This window comes from Paraliomyxa miuraensis (assembly GCF_026337845.1).
GTDB classification, from domain to species: Bacteria; Myxococcota_A; Polyangia; order Nannocystales; family Nannocystaceae; genus Paraliomyxa; species Paraliomyxa miuraensis.
On the sequence record NZ_JAOVZF010000150.1, the window covers coordinates 110,875 to 127,370 of the forward strand.

Sequence of the window (16,496 nt, forward strand, 5' to 3'; positions counted from 1 at the left end):
CGAGAACGGGCGACGCTCAGAAGCCCCGTCCAACGGCGATCCAGGGCGAGATCCCCAGCGAGCACGGGGTCGACACCAGCGGGCAGGTCACCCGCTGCGCGAAGGTGGAATCCGGCATCAAGCCCCACACGTCCGCCCCGATGCGCATCGAGAAGCGATTGAAGGCCATCGCGAACCCCAGCCCCGCCATCCAGCGAGCGTAGACCCCCACCCCTGCGCTGAGGGCCGCAAAGCCGATCCCGGTCTGGACCAGGGGAGAGAAGCGACGGTACGGCAACATCATCAACGTCACCTTCGGGGTGAGGTGGAAGAAGTTGATGACGTCACCACCGAAGTACACGACGTCCTCGATGTCGGCTCCGACTCCGAGGTGGGGGATCACGAAGCGCACGTAGGAGACGCCGAGGCCAATGGCGCCACGGCCGAGGATGGGCCCGAAGGTCAGCCAGTTGGGGCCGAACACCGGGGGCGGGCGGCTGGGACGAGGACCCGGGGGCTGGAGCTGGAACGACTCGGCGGTGGCATCCTCGGAGAAGTCCTCGAACGAGTGCACCTCGTCGGTCGCGGGAGGCTCGGGCTCGGTCTCGGTCTCGGCGAACAGATCGTCCTCGGCCTCCATCTCTTCCCGAGTGAGGATGGTCCCCGGCACCGCGTCGCCTCCGGACTCGGGCGGCGGAGCGGCCTCGGTCGGCGGAGCGGCCTCGAGTGGCGGCTCGGCTTCCGATGGCGGCACGGTCTCGACCGGCGGCGCAGGCTCGGCTGGCGCCGCCGCGGATGGAGGCGGCGCAGATTCGGGTGCTGGCTCGGCATGGCTCGCCGATCCAACGAGGACGAAGAGGACCAAGGCGGGGGCGTGCATGGAGCGAGTCGTCCAAGGCAATCGTCGCGCCAACCTTCGGTCACTTGCAACGGGTCAGCGGGGCCATGGGTCGGCGGGGCTGCGGGACTCGCTCGGTTGCGCGAAAACGGTGCCGTCCCCGTGCGAGGAGGGTGCTGTTAGGCTAGGGCAATGCTTCGGGCTCGTCCCCTTTCCCTGTCGTTGGTCTTGCCGCCGTGCATCGCCCTGGTCGCACCAGGGTGCTTCAATCCACCCGAGACGCCGCTTCCGAGCGAGGGCTCGTCCACCACCGCGATCGGCGAGGGCAGCACGACGCTGGTCGATCCGACCACGGGCGGCATGACGACGGGCTCCACCACCGTGTCCGATCTCGACACCACCAACGGTGCGGTCGACTCCACCACCACCGGCCCCGAGGAAACCACGGCCGAGCTGGTACCGGACATCCAGGTCTCGGTCGATGGCATGGTGATCGACCCCGGCGGCAGCTTCGACCTCGCCGACACCGTGGCCGTGGGCCAGGTCGGAGCGGCGGTGACGGTGACGGTGGAGAACGTGGGGACCGACGATCTGCAGATCGGCGGCGTGCTGGTCATGGGACCCGGGACCGATGACTTCGTGGTCGAGCAAGGCGGGCTGGCGACCACGATCGCCGCCGGTGACGCGAGCGCGTTCACGGTTATGCTGACCCCCCAGGCCGGCGGACTGCGACAGGCGCTCCTCAGCCTCGCGAGCGACGATCCCGAAGAGAACCCCTACGACATCACCGTGCGCGGGCACACCATCGAGAATGCATTTCGGCCGATCATGGCGATGGGGCCCTCGGCGCGGTTCAACGCACCGCTGGTGGACCTGCAGGATGGCCGGCTGCTGTTGTTCGGCGGGCGCGACAACAACGGGATCTGGCTCGGGGACACGTGGATCTTCGAGCTGGCCACCCACACGTGGACCCAGCTCCCGCTGGCTCCGCCCATGGCCCCACCCGCTCGCAACGCACACGGGATGGCGAGGCTGGATGCCGACACGGTGGTGCTGTTCGGCGGCACCAACAGCGGAGCCGGCGGTGCGCTCGGGGACACGTGGCTGTTCGACACCGTCGCCGAGCAGTGGAGCCTGGATCCCGGGGCCGCGCCCCCGGCCCGCTTTCAGCACGGGATGGTCTCGATCGGAGACAACCGGGCGCTCCTCTTCGGGGGCATGATGAGTCCCGGCAACGAGTTCGGCGACACGTGGGTCTTCGATGGGGCGACCAACGCGTGGCAGAACATGGTCCCGCCCGCGGGTCCGCAGCCCACGGCGTCGTTCGCCCTCGCGTTCGACGATGCCGACACCGCCATCGTGATCGGTGGCTTCCAGAGCCAGAACCCGATCAACCAGACGTGGCGCTATGCGGTGTCGACCAACAGCTGGAGCAGCGGCACCATCACCGGGGGTCCGGGCGCCCGCGCCGTGCTCGACGGCGAGATCCTCGACGACGGGCGCATGGTCGTGTGGAGCGGAAAGCTGGGCAACTGCTGCGTCAATCCCAGCCCAGGGATGTACGCCTACGATCCGGTGGCGAACACGTGGGCCAACCTCATGCCGATGGGCGAGCCGACGCCGCGGTTCAATTACTCGATGGCCGAGGTGGTGGGCGAGAACCGGGCGATCCTCTTCGGCGGGCAGCTGCAAAACGGCGGGCCCGGGAGCGCGGTGGCGGAGACCTGGGAGTACGTGGGATTTCGGCCGTGAGCCGCCGCAGGGCACCTCGGTGCGAGACCGCCCCGCGGCGTCCGAGACCGCGCCCCATTCGGGTCGAGAACGAAGGATCCGCTTGACGATCGGGGTGCGTCGCCGTGAGATCGGGATTCACTGCGAGGTCCGATCCATCATGTCCAACACCAAGTCCAAACGCGTACAAATTGCCAAGCGCCTGCTCGTCGAGGGGCGCGTCTATCTCCAGGGCTGCAGCGGCTTCGTCTGCGAGGTGCTCGGCGTGCCCTGGGAAGAGGCCAACTCGCTCCTGGGCCAGGACGCCCACTCGGTGGGATCGGGCAACGACTATAGCGGCGTCGAGCCGGGCGACGTGGTGGGCTGGACGCGGCCCGGCACCATGGGTCATGTCGCGATCTACATCGGCGAGCCCGGCATGAAGCTCATCGACGTGCCCGGACCGGGCAAGCGGCCGCGCAAGCTGGTCAATGGGTACGGGGGGCAGATGCTGCACTCGAGTTCGAAGTACTGAGCGCGGGGTGGGTAGTTGCGGCTAGTTGCGGCCCCATCGGGAAGGTTTGGCCGTCCATGTTGCATAGCTGAACAAAATATCAGTATCATCCGCTCCCCGCCCATGTACGCCCCCCTCTGGGTCAAGAGCAACTTCTCCTTCCTCGAGGGCAGCAGCCATCCTTCGCAGCTCGTCGAGCGCGCGCACGAGCTCCACCTGCCCGCCCTCGCGCTGACCGATCGCGACGGCGTGCACGGCATCGTCCGCGCGCACGTGCGCGCCAAGGAGCTGGGCCTGCGCATGATCCATGGCGCGCAGGTCACCGTGCAGGACACGGTCGACGCTCCGCCGCGCCTGGTGGTGCTGCTCGCCCAGGATCGCGAGGGCTACGGCCGCTTGTGCCAGCTGCTCTCCAAGGGCCGTGCCCGCTGTCCCAAGGGCCAAAGCCGCGTGCTGACGTCGGAGCTGCGCAGCGTCGGCCCGGGACTGCTCGCGCTGTGCCCCGACCCCGCCCTCTTGCCCGCCCTGCGCGAGCCGTTCGCCGATCGCCTCTACGCCCTGCTCACCCGCCACCGCCAGGACGACGACGCTCTGCGCGAGCGAACCCTGCGAGCGGCGGCGTCGGCCACCTCCACCCCCGTGGTCGCCAGCACCGAGGTGCTCTACCACCACCGCAGCCGTCGCCCGCTGCAGGACATCGTCACCTGCATCCGCCATGGCTGCACCCTCGCCACCGCGGGCACGCGGATCCGCGGCAACGCCGAGCACGACCTCCTACCCGTCGAGGTCATGCAGGCGCTCTACGCCGACGACCCCACGGCGCTCGCCCGCTCGCTCGAGGTGGCACAGCGCTGCACCTTCTCGCTGGATCAGATCCGCTACCGCTACCCCGGCGAACGAATTCCCGAGGGCCACACCGAGGCCGACTGGCTGCGCCTGCTCGCCCTGCGCGGGGCGGCCCGCCGCTACCCCGAGGGCGTGCCGGCCTCCGTCCAGGATCAGCTCGAGCGCGAGCTGCAGCTCATCGCCGAGCTCGACTACGGCGGCTACTTCCTGACCATGTACGAGATCGTCGAGCGCTGCCGCGAGCAGGGGATCCTGTGCCAGGGCCGCGGCTCGGCGGCCAACAGCGCGGTGTGCTTCTGCCTGGGGATCACGGCGATCGACCCGGTGAAGATGGATCTGCTGTTCGAGCGCTTCTTGAGCCGCGAGCGCGCCGAGCCCCCCGACATCGATCTCGACATCGAGCACCAGCGCCGCGAGGAGGTGATCCAGTGGGTCTACGCCCGCTATGGTCGCCAGCACGCCGCGATGGTGGCCAACGTGATCCGCTACCGCGCCCGCTCGGCCATCCGCGACGTGGGCAAGGCGCTGGGCATGCCGGCGACGGCGCTCGATCGGCTGGCCAAGCTCCTCTACTACCACGGAGAGGGGCACGGAAACGGGCACGATGATGGATTCGGCCCCGAGGTCCTCCAGCACGCGGGCCTCGATCCGCTCGCCCCCGCCCACCAGCACCTGCTGCACCTGACCGCCGAGCTGCTCGACACTCCGCGTCACCTGTCGATCCACCCGGGCGGCTTCCTGCTCGGGCACGAGCCGGTCGACACGCTGGTGCCGATCGAGCCTGCCACCATGGAGGGCCGCACCGTGGTTCAGTGGGACAAGTACGACGTGGAGGACCTGGGGCTGTTCAAGGTCGATCTCCTGGGCCTGGGCGCGCTGTCGATGGTGCAGCGAGCGCTGGCGATGCTCGAGCACCACGAGCAAGCGCCGCTCTCGATGCACCAGATCCCCACCGAGGATCCCGCCACCTACGACATGATCTCGCGCGGCGACACCCTGGGCGTGTTCCAGATCGAGAGCCGCGCCCAGATGGCCATGCTGCCGCGCCTTCGGCCCCGCACGTTCTACGACCTGGTGATCGAGGTCGCGATCGTCCGCCCGGGCCCGATCCAGGGCGACATGGTGCATCCCTACCTGCGACGCAGGCAGGGGCTCGAGCCGGTCGAGTACCCCCACCCCGCGCTGCGCCGCGTGCTCGAGAAGACCAACGGCGTGCCGATCTTCCAGGAGCAGGTGATGAAGCTGGCGATTGCCGTGGCCGACTACACACCCGGACAGGCCGACGAGCTGCGGCGCGACATGGCGGCGTGGCGCTCGGCCGGCCGCATCGAGCGGCACCGCGAGCGGCTGCTCTCGCGCATGGTCGCCAACGGGATCGAGCCGCACTTCGCCGAGCGGGTGTTCTCGCAGATCCAGGGCTTTGGCGAGTATGGCTTCCCCGAGAGCCACGCGGCCTCGTTCGCGCTCATCGCCTATGTCACCGCGTGGCTGCGTCGACACCACCCGGCCGTGTTCGCAGCCGCGCTGCTCAATGCACAGCCCATGGGGTTCTACTCGCCCGCCTCGATCGTGGAGGACGCCAAGCGCCGCGGGGTGCCCGTGCGCCCGGTGAGCGTGCAGCACAGCGAGTGGGACTGCACGCTCGAGCCCGCCGCTGCGGACGGCAGCGACGACGGCCACGACGAGCCGCGCTCGCGCTGGGCGCTGCGCATGGGCCTGCGGCTGGTCAAGGGCCTCGGCGAGCGCGAGCGCTGGGACCTCGAGCAGCAGCCCCCGCCCTACGCCGATCTCGACGACTTCGTGCGCCGCACCCGGCTGCCGCTGCGATCGCTGCAGGCGCTGGCCGAGGCCGGAGCGCTGTCGTGCTTCGGGCTCGATCGCCGCGATGCGCTGTGGGCCGTGCGCGGGCTGTGGGGCCAGCAGGGCGACGATCTGCCGCTGTCGGCCGATCAAGCCCCCGCGCAGGATCAGCCGCGCTTTGCCGCCGTGCACCCCACCGAGGCGATCCTGTGGGACTACCGCGCCAGCCACCACAGCACGCGCGGGCACCCCATGGAGACGATCCGCCCCGGGCTCCCGGCCGGGCTGCCCTGGGCCGAAGACGTGGCCCACATGCGCGACCAGCAACGTGCCGAGTTCGTGGGCCTGGTGATCTGCCGCCAGCGCCCGGGCACCGCCAGCGGGGTCACCTTCCTCACCCTCGAGGACGAGACCGGCTTCGTCAACGTGGTGGTGTGGCAGCGGGTGTTCAGCGAGCACGCGATCCTGATCAAGAGCGCGGCGGTGCTGGGCGTCAGCGGCAAGATCCAGCAAGCCGAGGGCGTGGTGCACTTGGTGGCCGAGCGGCTGTGGGAGCCCACGGTGCGCGCCGCGGCCCCACCCACGCAGATCCGCAGCTTCCACTGAGCCTCCGAGCGCGGGCGTCAGCGCAACGCGGCGTGCCGGGCCCAGTGCACGAGGAAGCGCTGCTCGTCGGCGTCGGTGATCTCCTCGAGCCATACGTTGATCGCGGTGTAGATCGCCGCGCACAAGTAGTCGCGCCACACCGGATCGCCGTGCGGCTCGGACAGCACGAGCGCGACCAGCGGGTGCTCGCGGTTGACGATCACGCCCTCGTGACCGGCCCAGGCCACCAACGCCCGACGCTTGCGGGTCAACGGCGCCACGCGAATCCGCTCGAGGTGCTCGTCGCACAGCAGCGTGTCGTCACGCTCGCGCACGCGGCCGAGCTCGGCGCGCAGCACCTCGACCAGGCGCTCCTCCGGCGACGGCTCGGGCACGGCCTCGGGTACCACCTCGGTCTCCTCGACATCCTCGACCTCCGCCTCGACCTCCGCCTCGACCTCGTCTTCTTCGAGTTCGACCTCGGCCTCGACCTCCTCGCCTTCCTCGAGGTCGACCTCCGCTTCGACCGCCTCGGCCGCCTCGGCCGCCTCGACCTCCGCCTCGGACGACCCACCCGAGTGCACGGACGTGGAGACCGGCTCCACGGCGTCGACCGAGGACTGCCGCGCTTCGAGGAATTCGAGCGTCTGGGCCTGAAGGACCTTCGGCTCCACGCGGGCGTGCACGTCGGCGGTGACGGCCCGCCGCGCACGGTACCCGCTCGAGACGTTCACGGCCGGTCGAGACAACCAGCCCTGCAGCAGCGCCCGATCGTCCTCGTCGAGCACCAGCACGTCGGTGCTCGCCGTCCCGATGATGCCCGGCACCACGAACTGGACCGACTCGCCCCATGCGTCGTGCAACCGGATCTGCAGCACCGAGACCGGCCGCGGGCCGAGCGTGGGCCAAAGCGGCATGCCGAGCACCGGGTGCGGCGTGCGGCCCTCGTCCAGGCCAGGATCGAGCCGCAGGCGCTTGGCCCCGAACGCCGCGATCGCCTGCTGCATCATGGGGCTCGGTCGATCTCGCGCCGTGGGCCACAGCACCAGCAACGAAGCGCGTTGGAGGAGCGTCCGGCAGAAGCTGCGCGCGCAGGTGTCTCGCCACGCGCTCTGCGGCGCCCTCGCGAGCCCGGCGTAGGCCTCGGGAATCGCCGCCACCGCGTGCAGCAGCGCCAGCGAAGACTCCACGCTGCGCGCCAGGCGGTCGTAGTCCGCGCTCGGACGGAAGGCATCGGCCGCCACGATCATCCGCAGGCCCGGCCACGGCAGCGAGAGGTGCAGCTGCGAGAGCACGCACCCCTCGACCACCAGGGTGACGATCGCGTCGGCCTTGGGCTCGGCCACGATCCCGACCTCGCCACGCACCCCGGGTGCCTCGAACGCATGGCGAGCGAGGTAGACCCCCTCGGGGAGCACCGGTGCGGTGGGCCGCGCTCGCCAGGTCGCGCGACGCTGCAAAACCACGTCGACGTTGCACAGCCGCGTTCGCAGGATCCACTGGAGGATCTCGCGACGCACGGCATGCTTCGGATCGCCCGCGAGGAAGCGGAGGATGAACGAGGTCCCGGGCAACGGCTCGCCGTCCGGCGGCTGGCGGAGGGTGAAGACGACTCTCCCCCTGGCCTCGAGCTCCGCGAGCACCTGCAGCAGGCTCACCCGCTGCCCCTTGGTGGTCTCCCACAGCGGCAGGGCGCGCAGCGCCTTCATCCGCCCGGTAGGCTCGTCCTCGTGCCAGTTCACCTCGAGCTCGGCCAGGTGCTGCATCAGCGACAGCAGCACGTCCTCGGCCCACACGGGCGCCGCGCCGGTCCCTTGGCGGTACGCCAGCGCAGCCACGGCATGCGCGGCTCCGCGCCACAGCACCTTGGTCATGGCGACGTAGGCCGCGTCGCGCACGATGTCGGTCTGCGAGACCTCCTTGCGCAGGGCATGATCCTGCACCACCGCCACGAACCCAACGGGGCACCGCACCTCGGGCAGCTCGTGCGAAACGATCCACACCCCGTCCTTGACGAGGTGCACGACGGGAACGCCCTGGCCGTCCATGCGCAGGCCGCAGACCAGCGTGGTGGGCCCGTGCGTCAGCTTGATCTCGTCGCACACCGCCTCGCGCAAGCGCAGCCCGCCGCTCAGCCAGCGGCCTTCGAGATCGATCGCCATGGTGGCGTAGACGCAGCGCTCCCGCAGCAGCCGCTCTTCCGCCAGAGCCCCCCTCAGGTTGCGCACGAACGCCCCCAGGGTCTGCAGCCCAAAGCGCTCGCGCACGTGGATCCGCGTGCCCACCCGCGCGGTCTGCATCGCCTCGAAGGCATCGTCGCCCCGGGGCCCCAGCTGCAGCCGCGCGCCGGTCGTGCCGTCGCCGCTCTCCACCTCGATGGCCGTGGGGCCGAGCGCCATCGCGCTGCCGAGCCCCAGCGCCAGCTGCCGCCGCGCGAGCAAGTCGGGCTCGAGGCTGTGGCGCAGCGCCGCCGCATACACGTCGTCGAAGTCCTCCACCGTGAACGGACGGCCGTCGAATTCCATCACCATGTCGCGGCTGTCGATGTCGAAGCGGGCCCGCCTCGCCCCCTTGAGCGCGGCCGCCTGCACGAGCTCGAGCACATAGGCGCGAGGATCGGCGAGCTGGAAGCGCTGCAGCTTCTCGCGAGCCTTGGCGCGGTCGAGGGTGAAGCAGCCCTCGGAGTCCACGCGACCCGAGGCCTCTAGCTGCCGCAGGAGGTCGTCGATCATCCCGACCTCAGGCGCTGGCCGCGAGCTTGGCCATGAGCACCACGAAGCGCTTCTCGTGAGCGTCGGTGATCGCTTCGAGCCACACGTTGAGCGCGGTGTAGACGGCCGAGGACACGTAGCTCACCCACACGGGATCGACCGGTCCTCGAGCGAGCGCCTGCTTCACCACCGGGTGCTCGCCGTTGACGATCACGCCGCCCTGGTCGGCCCGAGCGATCAGCGCCCGGTGCTTGCGCGGCAGCTCGTCCACGCGGATCCGATCGAGGTGCTCCTCGGAGAGCAGCTCGCGGTTGCTGTCTCGCACCAGCCGCAGCTCGGCCCGGACGGCCTCGACCAGGCGCTCGGACGGCGTGGGCTCGCGGGGCTTGGGCGGTGGCGGCGACGCGGCCGGCTGGCTCACCGGCGCCGATGACGGCCCCCCTGTCGCGACCATCTCGAGCATCGCGTCGAGCTCGGGCGGTGCCTCGAACTTTCGCTGGAGCCGATGCGCCCGTGCGGGCCACAGATCGAGGGGCCCGAGCTCGTCGGGTTGCTCCTCGAGCGCGGTCTCGAGGCTGATCCGCCGCCCATTGCGAAGCGCGAGCACGGGCAGCTCGCGCAGCTCGGCCAGCAGCAGCTGCCAGGCGAGCTCCAGCGACCGCCCCTGCTTGGCCAGCGCGACCGTCGGGCGCTCGAGCAGCAAAGCCACCCGCTCGTGCGCAGGGTGTCCGCGATTGGCGCGAAACCACCGCCCCAGCTCGCGGTAGAGCTCGACGCAGGCCAGCGACAACGCGGCGAGGGCCTGCGGGCTCACGCTCACCGCGGTGAACAGCTCGTCGGGGGTCACCCCGCTTCCGCTGACCGAGCCCACGCACGGCAGCATCGGCTCGATCCATCGTCGCACCACCACCCGCCCCTCGGCGCACAGCTCGATCGTCATCACGCGCTCATCGGTGGGGATCGCCAGCCAGCCCTCGATCCCTCCGGCCTGCACCGCACGAGACACCAGGCTGGGCACGCTCGAGGGCGTCGAGGCCATCGAGGCCGCCTGGAGGTTGTTGGCCCGCTCCTTCCACCGGCCCCACGAGCTCCGCACGTCGACCACGCTCGAGAACATCGCCTGCAGCACCACCATCTCGTAGGGATCGACGCAGATCACCGGGCGCTCGGGCGGCAGCGGAGACGCTCCCCATGCGGTCCAGGGGGCGGGCAGCACCTCGATCGTCCCTCGCCGCTCGAACAGCGCCGCGAGCTGGGCGGCCGTCCATTGCGCCCCGCCCACCGCGAAGAACCAGGACAGCGACGCCGCGCGTGCATACCACTCCCCTGCGATCTTCGCGTCGGCCCAGCCCCGCATGCCATCGGGTCGCCTGGCGCGCAGGAAGTCGAGCACGTGGTACCACGCGGTCTTGCGTGCAGCCGAGGACAGCTCGGACCAGCGCGCCATCAGCTGCGCCACCAGCTCGGGCGCCTTGGCCTCGCAGGCCTCCACCAGGCTCTCGAACGCCTTGTTGCGGTGGATGCTCTTGAAGTCGACCGCGAGCGCCAGCCGATCGTCGTTGACCGTGGCGCATAGCTCCGCCGCCTGATCGGGCACGTGCGCCGTCTCGATCTCCACCCGCTCGCGATGGATCCGCAGCTTCAGCCGAGGCATGCGGCTGGGATCGCCGAGGTGCTCGCTCGCCAGCCCCACCTCGCCCTCGACCTGCTTCTTGCCATGGGCCTGCGTCCAGCGTACCGAGACCATCGCCTCCCCCCGCGGCAAGGCGATCGTGGCGACCTTTGGCCGCTGCTTCAGCGCATGGCGCTGGCGCTCGCGCTCCACCGCCCCCTCGCCATTGAGCATCCGGCTGGTCCCGAGCATGCGGCGCAGCAGCTCCAGCCGCTCGGCGTCGGCCTGGATCACCAGACGCTCGCCCATGTCGACCGCGACGAAGTCATCGACGTGGAGCACGGTGTCGGCCCGCCCCCCACTGGCGCTCAGCTCGGCCAGCGTCAGCGGCCGCCGATCGTGGCGCTGGAACAGCGGCAGCTCGGCCAGCGCCGGTACCGGGGCGAGCGCGCGCTCGTCCATGCGCTGGTCTCGATCCCGCGGGGGAAACAGCCGATCGATCGCGGCCAAGGCCCAGAAGATCCCGCGCTTGGGCGACTCGACCCCGGCCAGCTCATCGAGCGTCGACCTGGACCGGGCGGCCCTCCACATGCGGTGCTCGAGGTCGGATCCGCCGCCCTCCACGTGCAGCGTCGCGTAGAGCCGCGCGTAGGCCTCCAGGGTCTGGGCGCGCGACACCCCCTTGCTGCGCTCGAGCTTGTCGTAGACCGAGCGCAGCCCCCGGGTGGGAAACGGCAGCGCCACCACCTCGCGCAGAAACGCGAGATCCACGGCGGCGGGGCGCTCGGCCGCTCGCTCGGCGATCCGAAGGCACGCCGCCGCGAACGCCCGCAGCACGGCCACCCGCACCCCGTCGAGCGCCGGGGTGCTCTTGACCCCCGAGTAGTCGGCCCGGGGCACGAGTTCGGTGCACTCGACCCAGCCCTCGCACGCGCCGACCAGCAGCAGCGGGACCCCTCCGATCGCGCGCTGGCGATACAAGAGCGTGATCGCCTGCGATCGCGCGATCGGACTCGCGTGGGGATCGACGCGCAGCATCCCCGTGATGCCCTCGCCCTCGACCGGCACCAGCACCGCGGGCCCCGCTCGCTCGACCAAGGGCGTGAACGTGGGTCGACGCATGAAGTCGCGCTCGCGCACGAGCCGGCGGACCTTCTTGGAGGCGTCCACGAACTTCCGCGCGAACAAGGGCTGCAGCAGCTCGCGGTCCTCGGCGTCGAGCACCAGGATGTCGGCCGTGATGCCCTCCTCGGCCTTCTCCACCACCTCGAGCACCTCGCCCTTGCGCGCGCGCCCGCACAGCTCGGTCAGCGAGTAGCGCTTGGCCCCCAGCGTGGGAAACAGCGGCATGGTCGACACCGGATGCGGCGAGGACCCCAGCGGCTCGAGCTCGACCCGCAGCCGCTCGCGCCCGAACGCCTCGACCTCCTTCGAGGCCAGTGCGTCGGCCACATCGCACAGGTACAGGGCGAACCCCACCCCCACCGGCTCTTCGCGCAGCAGCGCATCGAGCAGGCTGCGCGCGCACGCATCGCGCCACGGGCTCGCCGGCACGCCGTCCAGCTCGCCATAGAGCGCGGCGAGCTGCTCCCCCACCGCCAGCATCGCGACAAAGGTCGCCGCATCGCGCACGAGGTCCACGTAGCTCTCGGTCGGCTGGAACGCCTCGGCCTCCACCACCACCCGTAGGCCCAGCCACGGCAGCTCGAGCTGCTTCTCCACCACCATGCAGCCGTCGGCGATGAGCCCCACCCGCGCGCGATCGGTCGCCGCGCTCACGATGCCCACCTCGCCCCGAACCCCGGGGCCCTCGATCAGCCGACGAACCAGGTACGACCCCGCGGGCAGCCGCGGCTCGGCCGGCCGCGCCCGCCAGGCTCGCCGCGCCTTCTCGCGCAGGTGCATGCGCTGGAGCGCATCGGTCACGTTCACGAGGCGGTCGCCCAGCAGCGTGCCCAGGACCTCCTTGCGCAGTGCGGACGCTTCGTCCACGCCCACGACGTAGAGCACGAACGAGCGCGAGGGCAGCGACAGGCCCTCGAAGCGCGAGCTCGAGGTGTAGCCCACGCTGCCCTGGGCGTCGGCCTCGGCCAGGATCTGGTCCAGGCAGAGCCGGCGGCGATCGGTGCTCTCCCACAGCACCAGGCGACGCAGCGCGAGGATGCTCCCGGATGCCTCGCTCGGCGCACCGATCGAGGACGCGTCGAGCCGCGACAGCTGCCGCAGCAGCTCCAGCTCGGCCCACGCCGGAGCCTGGCCGGTCTCGAAGCGCTCGACCAGCGCCTCGACCCCCAAGAACGCCGCCGTCTGCACCACCGCGAGCATGGTGTCGTAGGCCTCGTCGCGCACCACGTCGCCCTGCGAGACCTCCTTGCGCAGCGCGTGGTCCTGCACCACCGCACGAAACGCAGCGGGAAAGCGCTGGCTCGGCAGGGCGTGATCGGTGATCCACACCCCGTCCTTGACGATCCGAATGTAGGCGATGCCCTCGAGCTCCGGGTGGATCCCGCCGACCACCGTGGTGTGCTCGGTGCGATGCTCGATCGGATCGAGCACCGGCTCGGTGTCGAGCCGCAGGCCCGCGTCGATCCGCGTACCCTCGAGGTCGAGCTCGAACGACGCGTAGGTGCAGCGCGCGCGCAAGAGCTGCTCTTCGGCCAGGGTGCCCCGCAGGTCCTTGAAGAACGCCACGAACGTCCCCAGCCGGAAGCGCTCGCGCACGTGGATCCGCGTGCCCCGGAGCGAGGTGGTCTCCATCACCCCCAGCTCGTCGTCCTCGTCCGGCCGCAGCGTGAGGCGAGCCCCGGTCTGGCCATCGCCGCTCTCCACCACGATCTTGCTGGGCCGCAGGGCCATGGCGCTGTTGATCCCCAGGGCCAGCTGTCGCCGCGCGAGCACGTCGTGATCGAGCCGGCGGCTGAGCGCCGCGCCGTAGATGTCGTCGAAGTCCTCGACGGTGAACGGGCGCCCGTCGAGCTCCATCACCATGTCGCGGCTGTCGATCGCAAAGCGCACCCGGGTGGCGCCCTTGAGCGAGGCCGCCTGCACCAGCTCGAGCACGTAGGCCCGCGGATCGGCGAGCTGGAACCGTCGCATCTTCTCGCGGGCCTTGGCACGGTCGAGGGTGAACTCGCCCTCGGACTCCACCGTGCCCACGGCCTGCAGCTCGCGCAGGACGTCGTCGATCACCGCGCCACCACCCCCAGGCGCTCGGAGAGCCGCGTGGCGCGGAGCTCCGCGCTCGCGCTGCACAGCTGCGCGTCGACCTCCACCGGCAAGGGGCCGACGGCCAGGTGCAGCAGCTTGACCAGGGCATACGCGGCCAGCTCGGGCTCGCGCTGCGCCAGGGTCAGCACCGCATCCACGCCGTCCCCGGCGGCATTGATCACCACCGTGTCCTTGCGCTTCCACTCCGCGGGTCGCACGACCTCCTCGGCCCAGGGCGACAACGACAGCGGCTCGCGCTGCAGCACGAACAGCCGACGCGCGATGCACGAGCCCGCATAGTCGAACCGTGCGGGCACGACCCCCGCCACGCGCACGCCCGCCGCCTGCAAGAGCGCCTCGGTGGCGGCCCGAAGCGGCGCCCAGCGGGTCTGCTCCTCCGCATCCCGAAGCGGCCCGGGCATGATGAAGGTGCGGGCCACGTGATGCACCTCCCCGTCGGCCAGCCAACCGAGCAGGGCCAGGGTACCCGCGCAGCCCGAGCGAACCTCGACCACCGTCACCCCCGCCGCGACCGCGGCGTCGGCCAGGGCCGAGCGCTGCTCGGCGTTGCGCAGGGTCCCCGCCTTGGCCGCCTTGCGCACGGCCGCGGCCGTGAGCGGCGCGCCGTCGATGGCACGCAGCAGCGGAATCTGCGAGGGCACCTCCGACGACGCCGCCACCCGGGCCGCCACGCGGTGGACCGCATCGAGCGACCTGGTGTCGGCCTCCGCCTCGAGCACCTGCTGCACTCGCTGCCACAGCGCCGCCGGCAGCTGCTCCCTGGCCAGCCCCTCCACCACCGCCATCGCCTTGTCGAAGTTGGCGTCACGCATGATGTCGTTGCGCGCCAGCGTGTGCTCGAGGTAGCGGCTGTCCACCTTGAAGGCCACGCCGTCGATGAACCCCGAGCCCGTGCCCTCGAGCAGCGTGAGCCCCCGGTTGTAGAACCCGAACGACGACGCGCCCCCGGGCAGATAGCTCGCCACCACCCGGATCCCCTCCGCTTCGCTCCGCACCGAGCACAGCGCTCCGGGCACGTCGAACGGCTCGGCGATGTCGTCGTCGTTCCAGCGCACGGTGCCGGACACGTGCTTGCACCAGTGGCGCAGGGTCTTCTCGGCCCGCGCCGCGAGGTCACCGTACTCGGCCCTGGTCACCGCCTTGAACACCTGGATCTTGGTGCCGTCCACCGGGTGCTCGCGAGCGATCCGCACGAAGCTGCGATCGGCCCGAAACAAGATCCGCCAGTGCTCGCCGCCCCGCGAGGTGTCCACGCAGACCGCATCGGGGCGCAGCGCGAACACGGACACGAAGCCGATCCCGAACTTGCCGATCTTGGTCAGATCGCCGTCCTTGGCCGAGCTGAACAGCCGGGTCAGCCGCGTGTCGATGATCTGGCGATCCATGCCCTCGCCGTAGTCGTCGACGCCGATCACCATCACGCCCTGGTCCGGGTCGTCGCCCGACGGCCTCAGCTCGGCGTACACGTCGACCTCGGGGCTGCCCGCGTCGAGCGCGTTTTGGACCAGCTCGCGCAGGAACACCAGCGGGTCGGCGAACTGATCGACGAGCTCCGCGAGCGCGTCACCCACCTCGACGTCGTGCGGCCGGCTCATGTCGCTCCTCCGCGCAGGGCGTAGACCACGTTGCGGGTGCCCATGCGGGCGCAGAAGCGATGGGCCACGTCGACCAGCGCGGGGCTGCTCACGACGAGCTTGCGATCCTTGTACACGCGATAGCCGTAGCGCTGCCGGGCGGCGGCATAGGCGGCCTGGCCCTCGGGATCGAGCCGCTCGGTCAGCAGGTCCTCCACCGGATCGTTGTCGCCGTCCTCGGCCACGTCGCCCGCTGCCATGTCGAGGCCGAACGTCGCCATCAGGAACCCGGGCGCTGGCGGCCCCGGCAGCTCGGCCCGCAGCGCCTCGGGCATGGCCACCCCGGGCACGTACACGGGGCCCACGGTGCCCTTGATCACCCGCTCGATCGTCAGCCCCTCGGTGTCGGCCAGGCGCACGAAGGTGAGCTCGGCGTCGAGCGAGGTGAGCCGGTAGATGATGGTGCGCAGGGCCTGGGTCTCGCGCACCGCGTCGTCGTCGAGCCGCAGCATGGGGCGGCTCCAGAACGAGGCCGTCTGCGCCAGGTCGAGGCAAGAGCGCACGAACACCCCGCTCTGATCGAGCTTGTCGAGCACCACGTGGAACCATGCCCGACGCTGCCCTGGATCCACGCGCCGCAGCTTCACCACCATCTGCGACGGCGGGGTGCCGTCGATGGTGGACAGCAGGCGGTGGTAGCACAGCTTGCGCAGCTGCTTGGTCCAGATCCCGTCGTGGGCCCCCCCGGCCTCCCGCTGCGCCCGCGCGCGCAGCTCGTCCTCGGGCGGCAGCTCGGCCAGGATCTTGCTCGACAGCTCGGCGTCGGCGCTCACCCGGGTCCACTCGCGGTAGCTCGGCAGGCCGCTGCGCCGATCCACGCGCAGCTCGGGATAGAGCCCGCCGTGGGCCGCGGGACCCATCGCGCTCACCTGCGCGGCCAGACGCTTGCCCGGCGGATACTGGTCCGAGAGCCGCGCCCGCGCGATCGCACGCGAGAGCCCATCGACGTAGCGCTGCGCCGCATCGCCCTCGAGCGCGAGTTCTTCGGCCGACACGGAGGGAGAGGCGAACTCGAGCGGATCCATCGTCACGGGCTCAC

Annotated in this window: 8 protein-coding genes; 3 read left to right on the forward strand and 5 right to left on the reverse strand. The window is 71.0% G+C overall.

What is annotated here, in order from left to right:
• Positions 1–16: 16 nt before the first annotated feature.
• Positions 17–733: a hypothetical protein gene (locus tag OEB96_RS17350; RefSeq protein ID WP_266217117.1), complete on the reverse strand. Its 717-nt coding sequence runs from the start codon at positions 731–733 to the stop codon at positions 17–19.
• A gap of 276 nt (positions 734–1,009) precedes the next feature.
• Between OEB96_RS17350 and OEB96_RS17355 the strand changes: the two genes are divergently transcribed.
• From OEB96_RS17355 to OEB96_RS17365, 3 genes are all read left to right on the forward strand, one after another.
• Positions 1,010–2,569, forward strand: coding sequence for a Kelch repeat-containing protein (locus OEB96_RS17355; RefSeq protein WP_266217118.1), 1,560 nt, complete (start codon positions 1,010–1,012; stop codon positions 2,567–2,569).
• Between the two features lie 139 nt (positions 2,570–2,708).
• Positions 2,709–3,062: an NlpC/P60 family protein gene (locus OEB96_RS17360; protein WP_266217119.1), complete on the forward strand. Its 354-nt coding sequence runs from the start codon at positions 2,709–2,711 to the stop codon at positions 3,060–3,062.
• A gap of 102 nt (positions 3,063–3,164) precedes the next feature.
• Positions 3,165–6,293: an error-prone DNA polymerase gene (locus OEB96_RS17365; protein WP_266217120.1), complete on the forward strand. Its 3,129-nt coding sequence runs from the start codon at positions 3,165–3,167 to the stop codon at positions 6,291–6,293.
• Positions 6,294–6,310: 17 nt separating this feature from the next.
• Here the strand turns inward: OEB96_RS17365 and OEB96_RS17370 are convergent, their stop codons facing one another.
• The 4 genes from OEB96_RS17370 to OEB96_RS17385 are packed head-to-tail and all read right to left on the reverse strand — an operon-like array spanning position 6,311 to position 16,482.
• Positions 6,311–9,004, reverse strand: a complete 2,694-nt coding sequence (locus tag OEB96_RS17370) for a hypothetical protein (RefSeq protein WP_266217121.1) — start codon at positions 9,002–9,004, stop codon at positions 6,311–6,313.
• Between the two features lie 7 nt (positions 9,005–9,011).
• A complete protein-coding gene (locus OEB96_RS17375; protein WP_266217122.1) occupies positions 9,012–13,784 on the reverse strand; it encodes a hypothetical protein in 4,773 nt (1,590 codons plus the stop codon).
• Entirely contained in the window at positions 13,781–15,418 is a 1,638-nt protein-coding gene (locus OEB96_RS17380) for an ATP-binding protein (protein ID WP_266217123.1), read from the reverse strand. The genes OEB96_RS17375 and OEB96_RS17380 overlap by 4 nt, the downstream gene beginning before the upstream one ends.
• Positions 15,415–16,482, reverse strand: a complete 1,068-nt coding sequence (locus OEB96_RS17385) for a hypothetical protein (protein ID WP_266217124.1) — start codon at positions 16,480–16,482, stop codon at positions 15,415–15,417. Before OEB96_RS17385 ends, OEB96_RS17380 begins: the two co-directional genes overlap by 4 nt.
• Between the last annotated feature and the right edge of the window lie 14 nt (positions 16,483–16,496).

Excerpts from the sequence above, each read along its gene's own strand:
- OEB96_RS17365 (WP_266217120.1), top strand. The coding sequence starts at position 3,165 with ATGTACGCCCCCCTCTGGGTCAAGAGCAACTTCTCCTTCCTCGAGGGC.
- OEB96_RS17385 (WP_266217124.1), bottom strand. The coding sequence starts at position 16,482 with ATGGATCCGCTCGAGTTCGCCTCTCCCTCCGTGTCGGCCGAAGAACTC.
- OEB96_RS17370 (WP_266217121.1), bottom strand. The coding sequence starts at position 9,004 with ATGATCGACGACCTCCTGCGGCAGCTAGAGGCCTCGGGTCGCGTGGAC.
- OEB96_RS17380 (WP_266217123.1), bottom strand. The coding sequence starts at position 15,418 with ATGAGCCGGCCGCACGACGTCGAGGTGGGTGACGCGCTCGCGGAGCTC.
- OEB96_RS17355 (WP_266217118.1), top strand. The coding sequence starts at position 1,010 with ATGCTTCGGGCTCGTCCCCTTTCCCTGTCGTTGGTCTTGCCGCCGTGC.
- OEB96_RS17360 (WP_266217119.1), top strand. The coding sequence starts at position 2,709 with ATGTCCAACACCAAGTCCAAACGCGTACAAATTGCCAAGCGCCTGCTC.